This is a genomic window from Sphingomonas sp. STIS6.2, assembly GCF_000732685.2.
GTDB lineage: Bacteria > Pseudomonadota > Alphaproteobacteria > Sphingomonadales > Sphingomonadaceae > Sphingomonas > Sphingomonas aerolata.
This window is the reverse complement of the sequence record NZ_JPDP02000041.1, coordinates 99,023-115,171: the sequence shown is the minus strand read 5'-3', so window position 1 is coordinate 115,171 and position 16,149 is coordinate 99,023. Positions and strand designations below refer to the sequence as shown.

19 protein-coding genes are annotated in these 16,149 nt (G+C 66.1%); 11 read left to right on the top strand and 8 right to left on the bottom strand.

The window, feature by feature from the left end; translation table 11 throughout:
* Positions 1–123: 123 nt before the first annotated feature.
* Together pth and sphst_RS06800 are read left to right on the top strand one after the other, a co-directional pair.
* The gene (gene pth / locus sphst_RS06805) at positions 124–693 is read left to right on the top strand and encodes an aminoacyl-tRNA hydrolase (RefSeq protein WP_031393695.1); all 570 of its coding nucleotides are present in this window, start codon (positions 124–126) and stop codon (positions 691–693) included.
* Positions 690–1,295, top strand: a complete 606-nt coding sequence (locus sphst_RS06800; RefSeq protein WP_031393696.1) for a TIGR02466 family protein — start codon at positions 690–692, stop codon at positions 1,293–1,295. The genes pth and sphst_RS06800 overlap by 4 nt, the downstream gene beginning before the upstream one ends.
* A gap of 180 nt (positions 1,296–1,475) precedes the next feature.
* Here the strand turns inward: sphst_RS06800 and sphst_RS06795 are convergent, their stop codons facing one another.
* Positions 1,476–2,540 (bottom strand): NAD(P)-dependent alcohol dehydrogenase, encoded by a 1,065-nt coding sequence (locus sphst_RS06795; protein ID WP_031393697.1) that lies wholly within the window; start codon positions 2,538–2,540, stop codon positions 1,476–1,478.
* Positions 2,541–2,879: 339 nt separating this feature from the next.
* Here sphst_RS06795 and ychF point away from each other — a divergent pair, with 339 nt between their 5' ends.
* The 3 genes from ychF (at position 2,880) to sphst_RS06780 (ending at position 5,836) form a co-directional block, all read left to right on the top strand.
* Positions 2,880–3,977, top strand: a complete 1,098-nt coding sequence (gene ychF / locus sphst_RS06790; RefSeq protein ID WP_031393698.1) for a redox-regulated ATPase YchF — start codon at positions 2,880–2,882, stop codon at positions 3,975–3,977.
* A 72-nt stretch (positions 3,978–4,049) separates the two neighbouring features.
* The gene (locus sphst_RS06785; RefSeq protein ID WP_031393699.1) at positions 4,050–5,360 is read left to right on the top strand and encodes an alkaline phosphatase family protein; all 1,311 of its coding nucleotides are present in this window, start codon (positions 4,050–4,052) and stop codon (positions 5,358–5,360) included.
* Positions 5,361–5,374: 14 nt separating this feature from the next.
* Positions 5,375–5,836 carry a MaoC family dehydratase gene (locus sphst_RS06780; protein ID WP_107045334.1) on the top strand — a complete coding sequence of 154 codons (462 nt, stop codon included), beginning with the start codon at positions 5,375–5,377 and terminating at the stop codon, positions 5,834–5,836.
* 4 nt (positions 5,837–5,840) lie between these two features.
* On the opposite strand, the gene sphst_RS06775 is transcribed toward sphst_RS06780, so the two are convergent.
* The 4 genes from sphst_RS06775 to petA form a co-directional block, all read right to left on the bottom strand.
* A complete protein-coding gene (locus sphst_RS06775) occupies positions 5,841–6,488 on the bottom strand; it encodes a hypothetical protein (RefSeq protein ID WP_107045333.1) in 648 nt (215 codons plus the stop codon).
* A gap of 250 nt (positions 6,489–6,738) precedes the next feature.
* Positions 6,739–7,581: a cytochrome c1 gene (locus sphst_RS06770; protein WP_031393564.1), complete on the bottom strand. Its 843-nt coding sequence runs from the start codon at positions 7,579–7,581 to the stop codon at positions 6,739–6,741.
* 21 nt (positions 7,582–7,602) lie between these two features.
* Complete coding sequence (locus sphst_RS06765) at positions 7,603–8,901, bottom strand: cytochrome b (RefSeq protein WP_031393565.1); 1,299 nt, start codon at positions 8,899–8,901, stop codon at positions 7,603–7,605.
* A 10-nt stretch (positions 8,902–8,911) separates the two neighbouring features.
* Entirely contained in the window at positions 8,912–9,478 is a 567-nt protein-coding gene (gene petA, locus sphst_RS06760) for a ubiquinol-cytochrome c reductase iron-sulfur subunit (protein ID WP_051916295.1), read from the bottom strand.
* Between the two features lie 195 nt (positions 9,479–9,673).
* On the opposite strand from petA, the gene sphst_RS06755 reads away from it, so the two are divergent.
* From sphst_RS06755 to sphst_RS06745, 3 genes are all read left to right on the top strand, one after another.
* Entirely contained in the window at positions 9,674–10,123 is a 450-nt protein-coding gene (locus sphst_RS06755; protein WP_031393567.1) for a tRNA (cytidine(34)-2'-O)-methyltransferase, read from the top strand.
* Between the two features lie 68 nt (positions 10,124–10,191).
* Positions 10,192–11,034 (top strand): oxygen-dependent coproporphyrinogen oxidase, encoded by an 843-nt coding sequence (hemF, locus tag sphst_RS06750; RefSeq protein ID WP_056406064.1) that lies wholly within the window; start codon positions 10,192–10,194, stop codon positions 11,032–11,034.
* Between the two features lie 10 nt (positions 11,035–11,044).
* Positions 11,045–11,638 carry a GNAT family N-acetyltransferase gene (locus tag sphst_RS06745; protein ID WP_031393569.1) on the top strand — a complete coding sequence of 198 codons (594 nt, stop codon included), beginning with the start codon at positions 11,045–11,047 and terminating at the stop codon, positions 11,636–11,638.
* Positions 11,639–11,671: 33 nt separating this feature from the next.
* Here the strand turns inward: sphst_RS06745 and sphst_RS06740 are convergent, their stop codons facing one another.
* Positions 11,672–12,412, bottom strand: coding sequence for a hypothetical protein (locus sphst_RS06740; RefSeq protein ID WP_056406063.1), 741 nt, complete (start codon positions 12,410–12,412; stop codon positions 11,672–11,674).
* Positions 12,409–13,242, bottom strand: a complete 834-nt coding sequence (locus sphst_RS06735) for a hypothetical protein (protein ID WP_107045332.1) — start codon at positions 13,240–13,242, stop codon at positions 12,409–12,411. The genes sphst_RS06740 and sphst_RS06735 overlap by 4 nt, the downstream gene beginning before the upstream one ends.
* Positions 13,243–13,462: 220 nt before the next feature.
* On the opposite strand from sphst_RS06735, the gene lipB reads away from it, so the two are divergent.
* From lipB to sphst_RS06720, 3 genes are all read left to right on the top strand, one after another.
* Positions 13,463–14,134, top strand: a complete 672-nt coding sequence (gene lipB / locus sphst_RS06730) for a lipoyl(octanoyl) transferase LipB (protein ID WP_031396008.1) — start codon at positions 13,463–13,465, stop codon at positions 14,132–14,134.
* A gap of 91 nt (positions 14,135–14,225) precedes the next feature.
* A complete protein-coding gene (locus sphst_RS06725; protein ID WP_031396007.1) occupies positions 14,226–14,474 on the top strand; it encodes a hypothetical protein in 249 nt (82 codons plus the stop codon).
* Between the two features lie 279 nt (positions 14,475–14,753).
* Positions 14,754–15,461, top strand: a complete 708-nt coding sequence (locus sphst_RS06720; RefSeq protein WP_107045331.1) for a hypothetical protein — start codon at positions 14,754–14,756, stop codon at positions 15,459–15,461.
* A 55-nt stretch (positions 15,462–15,516) separates the two neighbouring features.
* On the opposite strand, the gene queE is transcribed toward sphst_RS06720, so the two are convergent.
* On the bottom strand, positions 15,517–16,149 hold the full coding sequence (gene queE / locus sphst_RS06715; protein ID WP_107045330.1) for a 7-carboxy-7-deazaguanine synthase: 633 nt from the start codon (positions 16,147–16,149) through the stop codon (positions 15,517–15,519).

The following is a 16,149-nucleotide window of genomic DNA, read 5'->3' as shown; positions in this document are numbered from 1 at the left end:
GCAGGCGGGGATCCAGACCCTCGGACCTTCCTATGGAATCGAGAGGTTTGCCACTATGGGTTCCCGCCTCCGCGGGAATGACGGTTTGGGGCGCGGGCAACGATCGTTTTTGGAGAATCACACGTGCAGATCTGGGCGGGACTCGGCAATCCGGGGGCGCAATATGCGATGCACCGGCACAATGTCGGGTTCATGGTCGCCGACGCGATCGCCGCGGTGCACGGCTTCGGCGCGGTCAAGAAGCAGTTCCAGGGCTGGACGCAGGAAGGCCGGATCGGATCGGAAAAGATCCTGCTGCTGAAGCCCGCGACCTTCATGAACGAGAGCGGCCGCGCGATCGGCGAGGCACTGCGCTTCTACAAGCTGGACGTCGATGCGCTGACGGTGTTCCACGACGAGCTCGACATCGCCCCCTTCCGCGTCAAGGTGAAGACCGGCGGCGGGACCGCGGGGCATAACGGGCTCCGCTCGACCGACCAGCATCTGGGCCCCGATTTCCGGCGCGTACGGCTCGGCATCGGGCATCCGGGTCACAAGGACCGGGTCACCGGCTATGTGCTCGGCAATTACGCCAAGACGGAGATCGAGCCGCTGTCCGACATGCTCGGCGCGGTCGCCGCGGAGGCGGCGTGGCTGGCGGCGGGCGACGACGTCCGTTTCATGAATGATGTCGCTGTGAGGATGCAACCATGACCACCCGCTCGCTGTTCGCCACGCGCTTCTACGAGGCCGATCTCGGCGACGACAATCTGGTCGAGGAGCTCGAGGACGCCGCGCTCGAACTGTCCAAGGCGGACCGCGCGGGCGTCGCTTGGTCGAAGGCGCATGGCTATCGCGGGTACACGTCCTATGCGTCGCTGAACGACCTGCCGCTGCGCGATCCGCGCTTCGGCGATCTGGTGCGGCTGCTCAACAAGCATGTCGCGCAATTCGCCAAGGACTGCGCGTTCGATCTGGGCGGGCGCAAACTCAAGCTCGACAGCCTGTGGGTGAACGTCCTGAAGCCAGGCGGCGCGCATTCGGGGCATATCCATCCGCACAGCGTCGTGTCGGGGACGATGTATGTGACGATCCCCGAAGGCGCGGGCGCGCTGAAGCTGGAGGATCCGCGGCTGCCGATGATGATGGCTGCGCCAACTCGGCTCGACGACGCGCCGGAGGATCTGCGGACGTTCGTCTATGCGGGGCCGAAGCCCGGGAGCGTGTTCCTGTGGGAGAGCTGGCTGCGCCACGAGGTCGTGCCGAATGCCGCCAAGGGCGAGCGGATCAGCATCAGTTTCAATTATCGGTGGTAAGGTAGAGGAACCTCACCACCCCGTCATCCTGACGAAAGTCAGGATGACGGGAAAAGGGTGGCACCATCCCTCTTGTCATTCCCGCGGAAGCGGGAATCCAGACTGGCCGGCGTTGACGATTACTCGCGAAGGGCAGCCCGTATGGATCCCCGCCTGCGCGGGGATGACGAAAAGTGGCGATCAGGCCGTCGGCATCGACGCCATGTCGATGACGAAGCGATACTTCACGTCGCTCTTGACCATGCGGTCATAGGCCGGCTCGATCTCGTCCATCTTGATCATCTCGATGTCCGAGACCAGCCCGTGCTCGTTGCAGAAATCGAGCATTTCCTGCGTCTCCGCAATCCCGCCGATCAGCGAGCCTGCCAGCTGGCGACGGCGGAAGATCAGGTTGCCGACCGAGGGCGACGGATGCGGCTCGGCAGGCACGCCGACCAGAGTCATCGTGCCGTCGCGCTTGAGCAGCTCGAGGAACGGGTCGAGATTGTGCGGCGCAGCTACAGTGTTGAGGATGAAGTCGAAGCTGTTCGCATGCTCCGCCATGGCATCGGCGTCCTTCGACACGATCAGGTCCTTCGCGCCGAGACGCTTGGCATCCTCGCGCTTGTTCGGCGAGGTCGAGAAGACATAGACCTCGGCGCCCATCGCGTTGGCGATCTTGACGCCCATGTGACCGAGACCGCCGAGACCGACGATGCCGACCTTCTGGCCGGGGCCGACCTTCCAGTGCTTCAGCGGCGAATAGGTCGTGATCCCGGCGCAGAGCAGCGGCGCGACCGCGGCGAGATCGGCCTCGGGATGCGAGACCTTCAGCACGAAGCCCTCATCGACAACGATATGGTCCGAATAGCCGCCGAAGGTGTGACCGCCGAGCACGGGATCGGGGCCGTTATACGTGCCGACGAACCCGGTCGTCTCGCAATATTGCTCCTCGCCATCGGTGCAGGACGGGCACTGGCCGCAGCTGTCGACCATGCAGCCGACGCCGGCGATGTCGCCGACCTTGAACTTGGTGACATCGTCACCAACCGCGGTGACGCGGCCGACGATCTCATGGCCCGGAACGCACGGATACAGTGTGCCTTCCCACTCGCCCTTGGCGGTGTGGAGGTCCGAATGGCAGACGCCGCAGAATGCGATGTCGATCGCGACGTCGGTCTTGCCCGGCGCGCGGCGTTCGAAGCTGAACGGTGCGAGCGGCGTCTCGGGCGACTGGGCGGCGTAGCCCTTGGCGGTGGTGGTCATGCTATTCCTAATTCTGACTGGCAGAGCGCGATATACGCACGGGACTCGCAATATCTACCGAGCGGTACGATAATTTTGCTGCTTTGCGGCAATCGTTTAGGTCGATCAGTAGAACGTTGAAATCAGCGACCACCCCGGCGAAGGCCGGGGCCCAGTTGGAAAGGTGGCAGTAACGGCGTGCCGACCTCAATAAGCGACGTCCCCCAACTGGGCCCCGGCCTTCGCCGGGGTGGGAGAGATAAGGGGAGTCGCGCTCGGTCATGTGCGTAGGCGTCCTTGCTGGCGTTCCTTCTCGCCCTGCCCTAAAGCGCCCGCACAATCTTATACCAAGGGCATATCATGGGTTTTCGCTGCGGCATCGTGGGGCTGCCGAACGTTGGCAAGTCCACCCTCTTCAACGCGCTGACCGAGACGGCCGCGGCGCAGGCGGCGAACTATCCGTTCTGCACCATCGAGCCGAACGTCGGCAATGTCGGCGTGCCCGACAAGCGGCTCGACGCGCTGGCGAAGATCGCCGGCTCGCAGAAGATCATCGAGACCCAGCTCGGCTTCGTCGACATCGCCGGCCTCGTGCGCGGCGCGTCGAAGGGCGAAGGGCTCGGCAACCAGTTCCTCGGCAACATCCGTGAGGTCGACGCGATCGTCCATGTTCTGCGCTGTTTCGAAAATGGCGACGTGACGCATGTCGACAACAAGGTCGATCCGATCGCCGATGCCGAGACCGTCGAAACGGAACTCATGCTGAGCGATCTCGAAAGCCTCGAGAAGCGCGTCCCCAACCTCGCCAAGAAGGGCATGCAGGGCGACAAGGAGGCCAAGATCGGCGCCGCCGTGCTCGGCCAGGCGCTCGAGCTGCTCCGCGAGGGCAAGCCCGCTCGGCTGACGGTACCCAAGGACGAGGACGAGGCGCGCGTGTTCGCACAGGCGCAGCTGCTGACCGCCAAGCCCGTCCTGTACGTCTGCAACGTCGACGAGGGCGATGCCGCGAACGGCAATGCGCTGTCGGCGCGCGTGTTCGAGAAGGCCGCGGCCGAGGGTGCCGAGGCGGTCGTCGTGTCGGCAGCGATCGAGGCCGAGATCGCGACGATGCCCGCCGAAGATCGCGGCGAATTCCTGGGCGAGCTGGGGCTGGAAGAGACCGGCCTCGCTCGCGTCATCACCGCAGGCTACAAGCTGCTCCACCTCCTGACCTTCTTCACGGTCGGCCCGAAGGAGGCACGCGCCTGGACCGTCCATGCGGGCGCGACCGCGCCGCAGGCGGCGGGCGAGATCCACGGCGATTTCGAGAAGGGCTTCATCCGCGCCGAGACGATCGCGTTCGACGACTTCATCGCGCTGGGCGGAGAATCGAAGGCGCGCGAGGCGGGCAAGCTGCGCGCCGAGGGCAAGGCCTATGTCGTCCATGACGGCGACGTGATGCACTTCCTGCACAGCTGATCCCAACAATGTCACGCCCCCTGCGTGTGTAGTCACGCGCCGGGGGCGGGCGTAGCGAGCAGAACAGACGGCATGAGACACGCGACGTTTTCAGCTCTGGCACTCGCGCTCGGTGGCTGTGCCTATCCGGCCACGCCCCCTGCCCTGGCGCCGGTGACTCAGGCTGCCCCCGCGACCGCCACGGCCGCTCCTCAGGGCGCGCAGCCGCTGGCGGTCCGGGCACCGGTGACGATCCTCGTGTCGATCGATGGCTTCCGCCCCGATTATCTCGACCGGGGCGTCACGCCGAACCTGAACCGGTTGCGCGCCGGCGGCGTCTTTGCGGCGATGCGACCGTCCTTCCCGAGCGTCACCTTCCCCAATCACTGGACCCTGGTGACCGGGCTCAGACCCGATCGCAGCGGCATCGTCGGCAACACGATGGAGGATCCCGCGCGGCCCGGTGAGAAATTCACCATGGCGAGCGACGATCCCTTCTGGTGGAGCCAAAGCTCGCCGATCTGGGTCGATGCCGAAAAGGCGGGGATCCGGACCGCGACGATGTTCTGGCCGGGCGCCAATGTCGCGGTCGGCGGCACGCCGAAACCCAACAGCCACGGCGCGATCGACGGCGGCACCCGGCCGCAGGACTGGCAGCAGTTCAACCAGCAGATCAGCGCCACGCAGCGCGTCAATGCCGTCCTCGACTGGATGCGGCGACCCGCCGCGATCCGACCAAAGCTGGTGACGCTGTATTTCGATACCGTCGACATGGCCGCGCACGACAACGGCCCCGACTCCCCCCTGACGACGCAGGCAGCCGCCGAGGTAGATGGCAGCATCGGCAGCCTCGTCGACGGGCTCGCGACGCTCGGCCAGCCGGCCAATCTGGTCATCGTGTCGGACCACGGCATGGCGGCGACCAGCAGCACACGCGTCGTCGCGATGGACCGGATTGCGGCACCGGCCGACTATCGCCTCGTCGAGACGGGCGCCTATGCGACATTGTTCGCGGTGCCCGGGCATGAGGCCGCGCTTGAGGCCAGACTGCTGCGCAAGCACGACCACCTGCAATGCTGGCGCAAGGCGGAGATCCCGGCGCGCTTCCATTATGGCCGCAATCCGCGCGTCCCGAGCTATCTGTGCCTCGCCGACGTCGGCTGGCGCGTCGATCGGACGACGCCCACCAAGATCTCGGCCGGCGGCTCGCACGGCTATGACAATGCCGCCCCGGAAATGCGCGCGCTGTTCATCGCGAACGGTCCTGCGTTCATCGGTGGCAAGACCATCGCGAGCTTCGACAATGTCGCGGTCGAGCCGCTGTTGCGCGACCTGATCGGGCTGCCCGCGGAACCGGGGCTGGACGGCAACGACGCGCCCTTCCAAAAGGTGCTGCGACGATAGGAGGAGCAGCGGGCGTGCAGTATTTCGAAAATATCGCAGTCGGGGCGACCGCGGCGTTCGGCCACTATCCGGTGACGCGCGACGAGGTGATCGCCTTTGCCGAGAAATACGACCCGCAGCCCTTTCATCTGTCCGACGAAGCCGCGGCGAAGACGCACTTCGGCCGGCTGTCCGCAAGCGGCTGGCATAGCTGCGCGATGACGATGGCGATGCTGGTCGAGCATATCGGCGAGCATCGCCAGGCGAGTCTCGGATCGCCCGGGATCGATGAACTGAAGTGGCTGAAGCCCGTCTATCCGGGGGACACGCTGCGCTGCGTGACCGAGGTGCTCGACAAACGGGTTTCCGCCAGCCGCCCCGAAATGGGGATCGTGAAAAGCCGGATGCAGGTGTTCAATCAGGACGATGTCATGGTGATGACGTTCGTGTCGAACGCGCTGATGCAGACGCGCCCGACGGGCGCGCCTGCATCCTGATCCGTCACTTCGGGACGGGGACGTTCATATAGGCGCCGCCCCGGCCGCCGCCGCCGCCGCCACGACCGCGGAACCCGCCGCCATTGCCGCGCTGCTGACGATATTCACGCCGGTCCTGACGTGCCTCGCCACGATAGCTCTGCCGCGCTTCACGTCGTTCGCCGCGATATTGCTCGCGCGTGATCTGACCGTCGCGCAGCTGGTTACGGTCCTCGCGCCGACCCTGACGGAAGTCACGGTTCGCGCCACGCCGGTCCTGGCGATAGTCGCGCGCGGCGGGGCTGTTGCCGCGGGCGAAATTGCCCCAGTTGCCGGCACCGCGATAATTGCCGCGACGCCCCTGCCAGTAGCGCTGCTGCGCGCCGTTCCAGCGGTGCGGACGACGGTTGCGATCATAGACGTATCCGCCGGTACCCGGATAATAATAGTCGCCATACCAGCCATAATAGGAGCCGAGGCCGACGCCAGCATAACCGGCCCCGTATCCGCCGCCATAGCCGTCATAATAGCCGTTGCCGTAGCCGCCGCCATAATAGGGATCGCTCGCATAGCCGATCCCGCCGCCGCCATAGCCATACCCATCGGTGCAACCGGCCACGCCGAGGCCGACACCAATGGCGAGACTGACCAGTCCTAGTCGCTTGAAAAACATCGAAAATCTCCCGTACCTGGAGAGCGGACCCAACGCGCCGCCATTGGTCGCACAACAATACCGACCTACCGCAGGTTCCATGAACGACGGCTGACGCGCGCCGGGACCGTAGGTGGGCCATGGGCGCGCGGCGCCGGGACACAGGCACGGACACGGGCAGCCAGCGGGTCGCCAAACGCGAAACGGCGGACCGGGTTGCCCCGATCCGCCGTCGTTCACACCCTGATGCCGCGGTAGCCGCGGCGCGGGATCAATGCTTCACGTCGCGCCAGACGTTCTGATAGGCGCCCCAGGCAAGGCCGCAGAAGACGAGGATGAAGAGGATCGACGCGACGCCGACGGCGTGGCGCGACTCCAGGTTCGGCTCTGCCGTCCAGGTCAGGAAGGCCGAGACGTCTGCCGACATCTGTTCCTTCGTCGCCTTGGTCCCGTCCGCATAGGCCACCTGATCGTCCGCCGTGATCGGCGGCGGCATCGCGATGTTGAGGTTCGCGAAATACGGATTGTAGTAGAGACCCTCGGGCGTTTTGATGTCGGGGAACTGCTTGATCAGCGCGGCGGGCTGATTGGTGTAGCCCGTCAGCAGCGAGTGGACATAGGCGGTGCCCTCCTCGCGCGCCTTGGTGATCAGCGAGAGATCGGGTGGCAGCGCGTTGTTGTTGGCGGCGCGGGCGGCGACCTCGTTGGCGAACGGCGACGGGAAGCGATCCGACGGGATGTTCTTTCGTGTCGCGGCTTCGCCGGTTTCGGGGTTGATCGTCGGCTGTTCGATCACCCACTGGTTGGCGATTGCCTTAACCTCGGGCTCCGAATAGCCGATCTTCTGGAGATCGCGGAAGGACACCAGCCGCAGCGAGTGGCAGGCCGAGCAGACTTCCTTATAGACCTGGAATCCGCGCTGGAGCTGACGGCGGTCGAACTTGCCGAAGACCCCGTTCGAGGCGAGCTCGAGCTCCTTGGGATGCTTGTGCGCGACGCTCTCGGCGGACGGCGCGACGGGGTCGGTGATGACGCCCGACACGCTGCCGAAGAGCGCGATGCCGAGCACCAGCACGAAGGCGGCGCCGACCAGGGATGCGATGAGACGAACCATATATGTATCCTCTAGTCCGTATCAGTGCGCGGGCTTGGGGGAGAGCGCGGTGTGCGCCGGGCTCGTCCCGCCACGCTTGGCCAGCACCGCCTCGGTGATCGAATTGGGCAGCGGCCGGGGCCGTTCGGACCGCGAGATCAGCGGCAGGATGATCAGGAAATGCGCAAAATAATAGGCAGCGCAGATCTGGCTGAGGATCACATAGGTCGCCGTCGCCGGTGCACCGCCGCAATAGCCCAGGATCAGGATGTCGGCGACCAGCACCCAGAACGCGATCCGCGCCTTGGGACGGTAGTTCATCGAGCGCACCGGCGAATTATCGAGCCACGGCAGAAAGAACAGCAGCAGGATCGAGCCGAACATCGCCAGCACGCCCCAGAGCTTGGCGGGCAGGATGAAGTCCGCGGTAAAGGCGCGCAGGATCGCGTAGAACGGCCAGAAATACCATTCGGGGACGATATGCGCGGGCGTCGAGAGCGGGTTCGCCGGGATGTAATTGTCCGGATGACCGAGATAGTTCGGGAAAAAGAACAGCAGGCCGGCGAACACCAGCAGGAAGATGCCGAGCCCGAAGCCATCCTTCGCGGTGTAATAGGGGTGGAACGGCACGGTATCCTGCTTGCCCTTCACGTCGACGCCGGTCGGGTTGTTCGACCCCGGGATGTGCAGCGCCCAAATGTGCAGGATGATGACGCCCGCAATCACGAACGGCAGCAGATAGTGCAGCGAGAAGAAGCGGTTGAGCGCGGCGTTGTCTGGCGCAAATCCGCCGAGCAGCCAGATGCGGATGGTGTCGCCGACCAGCGGGATCGCCGAGAAGAAGCCGGTGATGACCTGCGCGCCCCAGAAGCTCATCTGCCCCCAGGGGAGGACATAGCCCATGAACGCGGTCGCCATCATCAGCAGGAAGATCGTCACGCCGAGCAGCCAGACCATCTCGCGCGGCGCCTTGTACGAGCCGTAATAGAGCCCGCGGAAGATGTGCGTGTAGACGACGATGAAGAACATCGACGCGCCATTGGCGTGCGCATAACGCAGGAACCAGCCCGCATTGACGTCGCGCATGATGTGTTCGACCGAGTCGAACGCGACCGCGCCGTTGGCGGCGTAATGCATCGCCAGCGTGATGCCGGTGATGATCTGGATCGCCAGCGCGGCACCGGCAAGGACGCCGAAGTTCCAGAAATAATTGAGGTTGCGCGGGACCGGGTAACCGGCGCCGACCGCGTTGTAGACGAGCCGAGGAACGGGAAGCCGTTCATCCAGCCACCGCGTCAGCGGCAGCTTCGGTTCGTATTGCTTGGCCCAGGGAAAGCTCATGGTTGTTTCCTCAGCCTACCGTGACGACGGTGTCGGAGTTGAAGGCATAGTCCGGCACCTGAAGGTTGGTCGGTGCGGGGCCCTTGCGGATGCGCGCGGCGGTGTCGTAGGCCGAACCGTGGCACGGGCAGAAATAGCCGCCGAACGGGCCCTTGTTCTCACCCTCGCCCGCGCCGAGCGGGACGCAACCGAGATGCGTGCAGACGCCCAGCGTGATCAGCCAATTCTTCTTGCCCGCCTTGGTCCGCTCCTCGAGCGTCTGCGGGTCGCGCAGCGTCGATACGTCGACCGCGTCGGCCTCGCTGATTTCCTTCGGCGTCAGGTTGCGCACGAACAGCGGCTGCTTGCGGAAGCTCGTCTTGATCGCCTGGCCAGGCAGGATCTTCGACAGGTCGATCTCGGTGGTCGACTGCGCCAGCACGTCGGCCGAAGGGTTCATCTGGTTGATCAGCGGCAGGACGATCGCGACGGCGCCGACCCCGGCGAAGGATACGGCGGCGATATTGATGAAATCGCGGCGGCGCGGATCGTGCGCCTCTTCGTGAAACGGTTCAGGCGACTCGCCGGGTGGAACCATGTCGTCGACTATCGCCATTCATCTCGCCCTTGCAGTTTATCTTTATTCTCGTGGCCCGATGCGCATGCCGGTTCGCCGCACCGCACGCCCATCCTGCCCGACCGTCCCCACGGAGGCCCATAGGTGATAGACGGCGCAAGCCCGCTTTGCCAACAGCATTTTGACTGCAGCGCGTTCCGGATTAGAGGCAGCGGTATGCGTATCGCCCTCTACCAACCTGATATCGCCGGCAATGTCGGCGCCATTTTGCGGACCGCCGCCTGTCTCGGACTCGCGGTCGATCTGATCGAGCCGATGGGGTTCACCTGGAACGAAAAGGCGGTCGCACGCTCCGGGATGGACTATGTCGGCGCGGTCGAGATCGTCCGGCATGTCGACTGGGCGGCGTTTCGCGACCAGGTCCGCGGGCGCATCGTCCTGCTGACGACGAAGGGCGCGGTCCGGCTCGACGCGGCGACGTTCCAGTCCGACGACGTGCTGCTGATGGGCAGCGAGGGCGCGGGCGTCCCCGACGACGTCCATGCCCGCGCCGATCTGCGCGTGCTGATCCCGATGCGGCCCGGCCTGCGATCGATGAACATCTCGGTCGCGACCGCGATCGTCGCGGCAGAGGCGTTGCGGCAGACGGACGGCTGGCCCGCCTGACCTACCGGGGGGAGTGTCGGGCGAACGCGCCCCTTCCCCGCCCCGACCAGGATTTGTAGGACAGTGCCATGACCGAGCTCGACCCCCAGCAAGCCGCCGCCCGCATTTGGTTCGAATCGCTGCGCGACCGGATCTGCGCGGAGTTCGAGACGATCGAGCGCGAGGCCGGGTCGGATGCCGTGTTCGACTATACCCCCTGGGATCGGATCGATCCGTCGGGTGAACCCGGCGGTGGCGGCGTGCGCGGCGTCATGAAGGGCAAGGTGTTCGAAAAGGTCGGCGTCAACGTCTCGACCGTCGGCGGCACCTTCGAGGGCGAGTTCGCCAAGTCGATCCACGGAGCGGGCGAGGATCCGCGGTTCTTCGCGACCGGGATCAGCCTGGTCGCGCACATGGCCAACCCGCACGTCCCAGCGGTGCACATGAACTGCCGCTTCCTCAACACGACCAAGCGCTGGTTCGGCGGTGGCGGCGATCTCAACCCGCCGCTGCCGATCGCCGAGGACACCGCCGATTTCCATGCGACGATGAAGGCCGCCTGCGACGCGCACGACCCGGCTTACTACCCGCGCTTCCGGGACTGGGCGGAGACCTATTTTCAGATCCCCCACCGCAAGGTGAACCGCGGCGTCGGCGGGATCTTCTTCGATCATCTCGACGGCAATTTCGACGCCAATTTCGCGTTCACGCGCGACGTCGGCGAAGCGTTTCTCGACGCCTATCCGCGGATCGTCCGGCGGCGGATGGACACGCCGTTCACACCGCAGGACGAGGCCGCGATGCTCGAATGGCGCGGTCGTTATGCCGAGTTCAACCTCGTCTATGACCGCGGCACGCTGTTCGGGCTGAAGACCGGGGGCAATATCGAGGCGATCCTGATGAGCCTGCCGCCCCGCGCCACATGGTCGTGAGCGGGGGCCGGTGGCGCTGATCCCCGTCGCGGACGACGTGCTCGCCACGATCGTGACCACGCTCGAAATGCCGCGCAAGCCGCCGCTCAGGCCGATGCCGACGTCGCGACTGCGGCTGCTGCGCTGGGAGCGGCCGACGCTGGAGGGCTATCGTGCGCTGTTCGCCCGGGTCGGATCGCGCTGGCTGTGGTTCTCGCGGCTGGCGATGGACGATGCCGCGCTTGCTGCGATCCTTGGCGATCCGGGCATTGCGGTGCATGCGGTGGTCGACCCGGCGGGGATCGAGGTGGGGATGCTCGAACTCGACCTGCGCCGGGCGGGCGCTTGCGAGATCTCCTATTTTGGGCTGATCCCCGAACTCGCCGGCCAGGGACATGGTCGGTGGTTGATGGCGGAGACGCTTGCGCGGGCCTGGACCAGGGGTGTCGAGCGGGTCTGGCTGCACACCTGTACGCTCGACCATCCAAACGCGCTCGGCTTCTACCGCGCGCAGGGCTTCGTCGCGACGCGGCGGACGATCGAGACCTTTCCCGATCCGCGCGCGACCGGGATGCTGCCCGCCGACGTCGCGCCGCAGATCCCGTTTCTGGGCGGACGCCGCTAGACCCGCGGGCGGATCACGACGGTCCGCGACCGCCTAGCGCCCCAGCCGCCGATAGACCGACACCGCGATCAGCGCCATCGCGACCCCCGAGGCGGTGGCAGCCGCCGCCGCGCCGGCATCGACGAGCGCGATCGCCACCGGATTGCCCTGTCCACCATCGCGCATCGCGCCATCGAGCGCCATGAACGGCATGCCGAGCAGCCAACCGCTCATATAGCCGAACGCGGCGAGCGACATGAGCGGCAGGCCGGCGCCGCGCGTCAGCGACAGGCTGCGCCGGATCGCGGCGAACGCGCCGATCGGTCCCTCGGCGACAAGCACCGGCCCGGTCATCATCGTCCGGCCAAGAATGTAGAGGCCGGGAATCGCATAGAGAAGCAGCCCCGCCCCCGCTGGCAGCGACACCAGGATCATCGCGAGCAGATAGCGCGGCAGGAGCGTGGCAGAACGCCTGAGCGCTGTGCCGATATCGACCCGGTCACGGTCGAGATACAGCGTATAGACCGCCGCCATGCCGAAGAAGCTGAGCGCATAGGCCAGGCAGTACCAGCCGCCATTCGCCCCCGCCCAGTCGGTCACCGCCTGCGCCCAGACCAGCGCCTGCGCCTCGTCGCCGCGCGTCGCCGCATCGGGCAGCGGCGGGTCGGGCACGACGAGCGCGAGCGCGAAGGCAGGCAGGAACAGGAAGGGCCCGGCGATCCGGAGCAGCAGATCGCGGTCGCGCTTGAACAGGGCCCAGGCGTCTTTCAACACGCCCGTAAAGTCGATTTTCATTCGGTGATCGGTTTCTCTCGGGTGGCGACATAGAGCTGTGCCGTGAAGACATAGGCGAGCGCCATCAGCGCCGCACTGGCAAGCGCGCCGGCGATCCCGGCAAGGAACATCGCGGTCGGGATCTGGTCCCCGCCGAGGATCAGGCGAAAGACGAGCCCGACAACGGCCTGAGCGGCGAAGGTGGCGATCGCGAACACGATCGCGAACAGCAGAAGCACGCCGATCAGCTTCCAGGTGAGCCCGCGGGTCAGCGCGATCGAGCGGCGGATCGCGCCGAGCCCGAGCCGTTCGTTGAGCACGACCGCGGTCAGCAGCATCAGCCGCGCACTGGCCCAGATGGCGAGCAGGATCAGCGCAAGGCTGTAGAGGACGACGAACATCGCCGTCGCACGCGGCAGCTGCGGCATTCGCGCGGGCGCGCTGGCGGCAGCGGACGCGGCGGCGAAGTCGAAATGCGACGCGATCAGCGCGATGAACACCGGCGCCATCAGAACCAGCGCGATCAGTCCGACGACGAGCGACACGCCGAGCGCGGGCAGCAGCCGCGCCCACGCCTGACGATAGGCGTCGGTGCGGCCGGTCGAGGGTTGCGTCGCCAGCGCGAGAATCGCGAGCGACCCCAGGATCGCGAGCAACGCGGACGCCACGGCGACGATGCCGGCGACGATGCCGGCGACGAGCTGCACCGCCGGCTGCGGCGGGACGAGCAGGACGAGCGCGTTGTTGACGACCGGCGGGAGGACCAGGGTCGGCAACGCAACCGCCGCGATCTGGCCGCTACGCCCCGACAGCACCTCGGTGGTACGATCCCAGACCGTGCCGATTTTCACGCCTCTTCCCATCCGCCTGTTCCCCGTTCGCCGCCTGGCACGCATGCCCGATACCGCCGCGACGTAGCCCAAGCCCCAGGCCTTGACCACTCCCGCGACGGTTGGACCAGCCGGCGTGGCAGGCCCCTGCCCGCTTGCATCACCGGCGGCGAGTGCGCAGATGGGTCGCGTGACCGCTTCCCCCTTCCCGACCTCCGGCCGCCTCGCGCCCGCCGATCCACTGTCGCGAACCGACGGGCTCGAATGGCGGACCGATACCGGCCTGACCCCCTATGCCGCCGCGCTCGCCGAGATGGAGGCGCGCGCCGCCGCGGTGACCACGGGCGATGCACGCGAGCTGATCTGGCTGCTCGAGCACCCGCCGGTCTATACCGCGGGGACCAGCGCGGATCCGGTCGACCTGGTCGATCCGCGCTTTCCCGTGTTCGATACCGGACGGGGCGGCAAATACACCTATCACGGGCCGGGGCAGCGGATCGGCTATCTGGTGCTCGACCTCGGACGACGCGGGCGCGACGTCCGGCGCTTCGTCCATGCGGTCGAGGACTGGGTGATCGCGGCGCTCGGCGAGGTTGGCGTCGCCGCGTTTTCGGTCGAGGGCCGTGTCGGCATCTGGACGCGCGATCCCAATCTCGGCGGCCGCGAGGCGAAGATCGGTGCGATCGGCGTGCGCGTGAAGCGCTGGGTGACGCTGCACGGTTTTGCGGTCAATATTGATCCTGACCTGACGCATTTCGGCGGAATCGTGCCGTGCGGGCTTGCGGAATACCCCGTTACCAGTCTGAAATCGCTGGGCACGAAGGTCGACATGGCAACTTTTGACGCTGCCCTGACGTTGACGAGCGGCGTGTTCCTTGAAACACTTTCTTTGGCTCAAGAAAACGAGGCTTGAGGGCCAGGCCTTTACAGATTAATGTCCACTACGATTTGGGTATATACCTGGCCTCCAGGCCTACCAAATCCTCTATCTAGGGAGCTTCCAAATGCGTTCACTCATCTCCAAGGTTCTGACCGGTTCGCTGATCGCCAGCGCAGCGCTTGCCGTTTCGGCATGCGGTCCGAAGACCGAGACCACGACCGACAACACGATGGTCACCGACATGAATGCCACCGAAGGCATGGACACGATGACCGACAACATGACCGCCGTTGACGGCGCGATGAACGACGGCATGATGGCGAACGACACGATGATGTCGAACGACACCATGATGACCAACAACATGATGTAATTTTCCGGTTTCGGAAGATTACGTGATGCGAGGGGCCGTCCGGGAAACCGGGCGGCCCCTTGTCGTTGGGGCCAAGTTGACCGCGCGGCGGCGGGATGTGCGATGCCACCTCGAACCCGGTCGACCGCCCGCGATGCGCGATCTCGTTTCGGCTGCGACGGAAATCTGCGGCCCGGACCGTACCCGAAGCCGCGATCGGCTGCCGGGCCCCTCAAAACAGTTGGGAGTTGGCAAGAAACGCTTTAGAAATCTCGGGATGGAATGCCCGGGGAGTTGGGAATGAAGATGGTGCGTACTGCGCTGGCGCTCTGCGCGGCGAGCGGCTCGATGGCGTTGGCTCAGCCCGCCTCGGCTCAGTTTTTTCTGCAATCGCGCGATTTCTCCGCGCCGGCGGTGACCGGGGACGAGGCCGATCTCGGCCAGGCGATGCCCGACGCCACCAGCGCGGAGAAGCGCGCGGCGATGGTCTGGCACATGCGCGCGGCGCTGAACGTCGCGGCCCTCCAGTGCCAGTTCGAACCGACGCTGCTGACGGTGTCGAACTACAATGCGATCCTCGCCGATCACGGCACCGAACTGCAGGGCGCCTTCGACACGCTCGGCAAATACTTCCTCCGCGTCAACAAGGCCAAGGGCGTCAAGGCCGGCCAGGCCGCGCTCGACCAGTTCGGCACGCGCACCTATTCGAACTTCGCGACCGTCGCCGCGCAATATGGCTTTTGCCAGACGACCGCATCGATCGGCCGTGACGCGCTGTTCACGCCGCGCGGCAAGTTCGGCGACCTGACGCTGCAGCGCACGCGCGAGCTGCGCAACAGCCTGATCCCCTGGGGCGAACAGCGTTTCCCACGCTATATCGGCCGCGACCGGGTGAAGATGCCGCGGCTCGACCCGATCTGCTGGAACAAGAAGGCCGAATGGGTCGCCAAGAAGTGCGGCGCGCTCGACTGGCCCCCCGCGGCGGGCGTCGGCATCGCCAACCGCTGACGATCACCCCCCGGCCCATGAGCCGGGGGCCTTCCCTGCCGGAGCGGAAGGCGGCCTAGCGCAGCCCCAGCATCTTGTGCGTCTGGAGCGACAGGCGCCACTGCGGACGCTCCATCACCAGCGCGACGCAGGCATCGCGATTGGCATCCGCCTGCGGGTTGTCGAGCGGCTGGAGCAGCAGGTTCGCGAAATCCCATGTCTCGATATCGACGATGTCGGTACCGGGCTGCGGCCAGACCAGCTTCAGCTCGTCGCCATGACGCTGGACGACGACGCTACCCGCCTTGGGGCTGATACATACCCAGTCGATGCCGGGATGGACCGGCAGGGTGCCGTTGCTCTCGATCGCGATCCGGAAGCCCGCAGCGTGAAGCGCATCGACGATCGCATCGTCGGTCTGGAGCATCGGTTCGCCCCCGGTGAGCACGACGAACCGATCTTGTGTGCCCGTGCCCCAGAACCCCGCAACCGCGTCCGCCAGCGCACGCGCATCGGCGAACTTGCCGCCGCCCAGCCCGTCGGTGCCGACGAAATCGGTGTCGCAGAACCGGCAGACCGCGGTCGCGCGGTCCTGTTCGCGTCCCGACCACAGATTGCACCCGGCAAAGCGCACGAACACCGCCCGGCGGCCGGCATTCACGCCCTCCCCCTGCAGTGTCAGGAACATTTCCTTGACCGCGTAACTCAT

Bases quoted from the DNA above. Each gene is read 5' to 3' on its own strand.
- sphst_RS06800 (WP_031393696.1), top strand. From the start codon at position 690: ATGACCACCCGCTCGCTGTTCGCCACGCGCTTCTACGAGGCCGATCTC.
- sphst_RS06795 (WP_031393697.1), bottom strand. From the start codon at position 2,540: ATGACCACCACCGCCAAGGGCTACGCCGCCCAGTCGCCCGAGACGCCG.
- ychF (WP_031393698.1), top strand. From the start codon at position 2,880: ATGGGTTTTCGCTGCGGCATCGTGGGGCTGCCGAACGTTGGCAAGTCC.
- sphst_RS06785 (WP_031393699.1), top strand. From the start codon at position 4,050: ATGAGACACGCGACGTTTTCAGCTCTGGCACTCGCGCTCGGTGGCTGT.
- sphst_RS06775 (WP_107045333.1), bottom strand. From the start codon at position 6,488: ATGTTTTTCAAGCGACTAGGACTGGTCAGTCTCGCCATTGGTGTCGGC.
- sphst_RS06770 (WP_031393564.1), bottom strand. From the start codon at position 7,581: ATGGTTCGTCTCATCGCATCCCTGGTCGGCGCCGCCTTCGTGCTGGTG.
- sphst_RS06765 (WP_031393565.1), bottom strand. From the start codon at position 8,901: ATGAGCTTTCCCTGGGCCAAGCAATACGAACCGAAGCTGCCGCTGACG.
- petA (WP_051916295.1), bottom strand. From the start codon at position 9,478: ATGGTTCCACCCGGCGAGTCGCCTGAACCGTTTCACGAAGAGGCGCAC.
- sphst_RS06755 (WP_031393567.1), top strand. From the start codon at position 9,674: ATGCGTATCGCCCTCTACCAACCTGATATCGCCGGCAATGTCGGCGCC.
- hemF (WP_056406064.1), top strand. From the start codon at position 10,192: ATGACCGAGCTCGACCCCCAGCAAGCCGCCGCCCGCATTTGGTTCGAA.
- sphst_RS06740 (WP_056406063.1), bottom strand. From the start codon at position 12,412: ATGAAAATCGACTTTACGGGCGTGTTGAAAGACGCCTGGGCCCTGTTC.
- sphst_RS06725 (WP_031396007.1), top strand. From the start codon at position 14,226: ATGCGTTCACTCATCTCCAAGGTTCTGACCGGTTCGCTGATCGCCAGC.
- sphst_RS06720 (WP_107045331.1), top strand. From the start codon at position 14,754: ATGAAGATGGTGCGTACTGCGCTGGCGCTCTGCGCGGCGAGCGGCTCG.
- queE (WP_107045330.1), bottom strand. From the start codon at position 16,149: ATGAGTTACGCGGTCAAGGAAATGTTCCTGACACTGCAGGGGGAGGGC.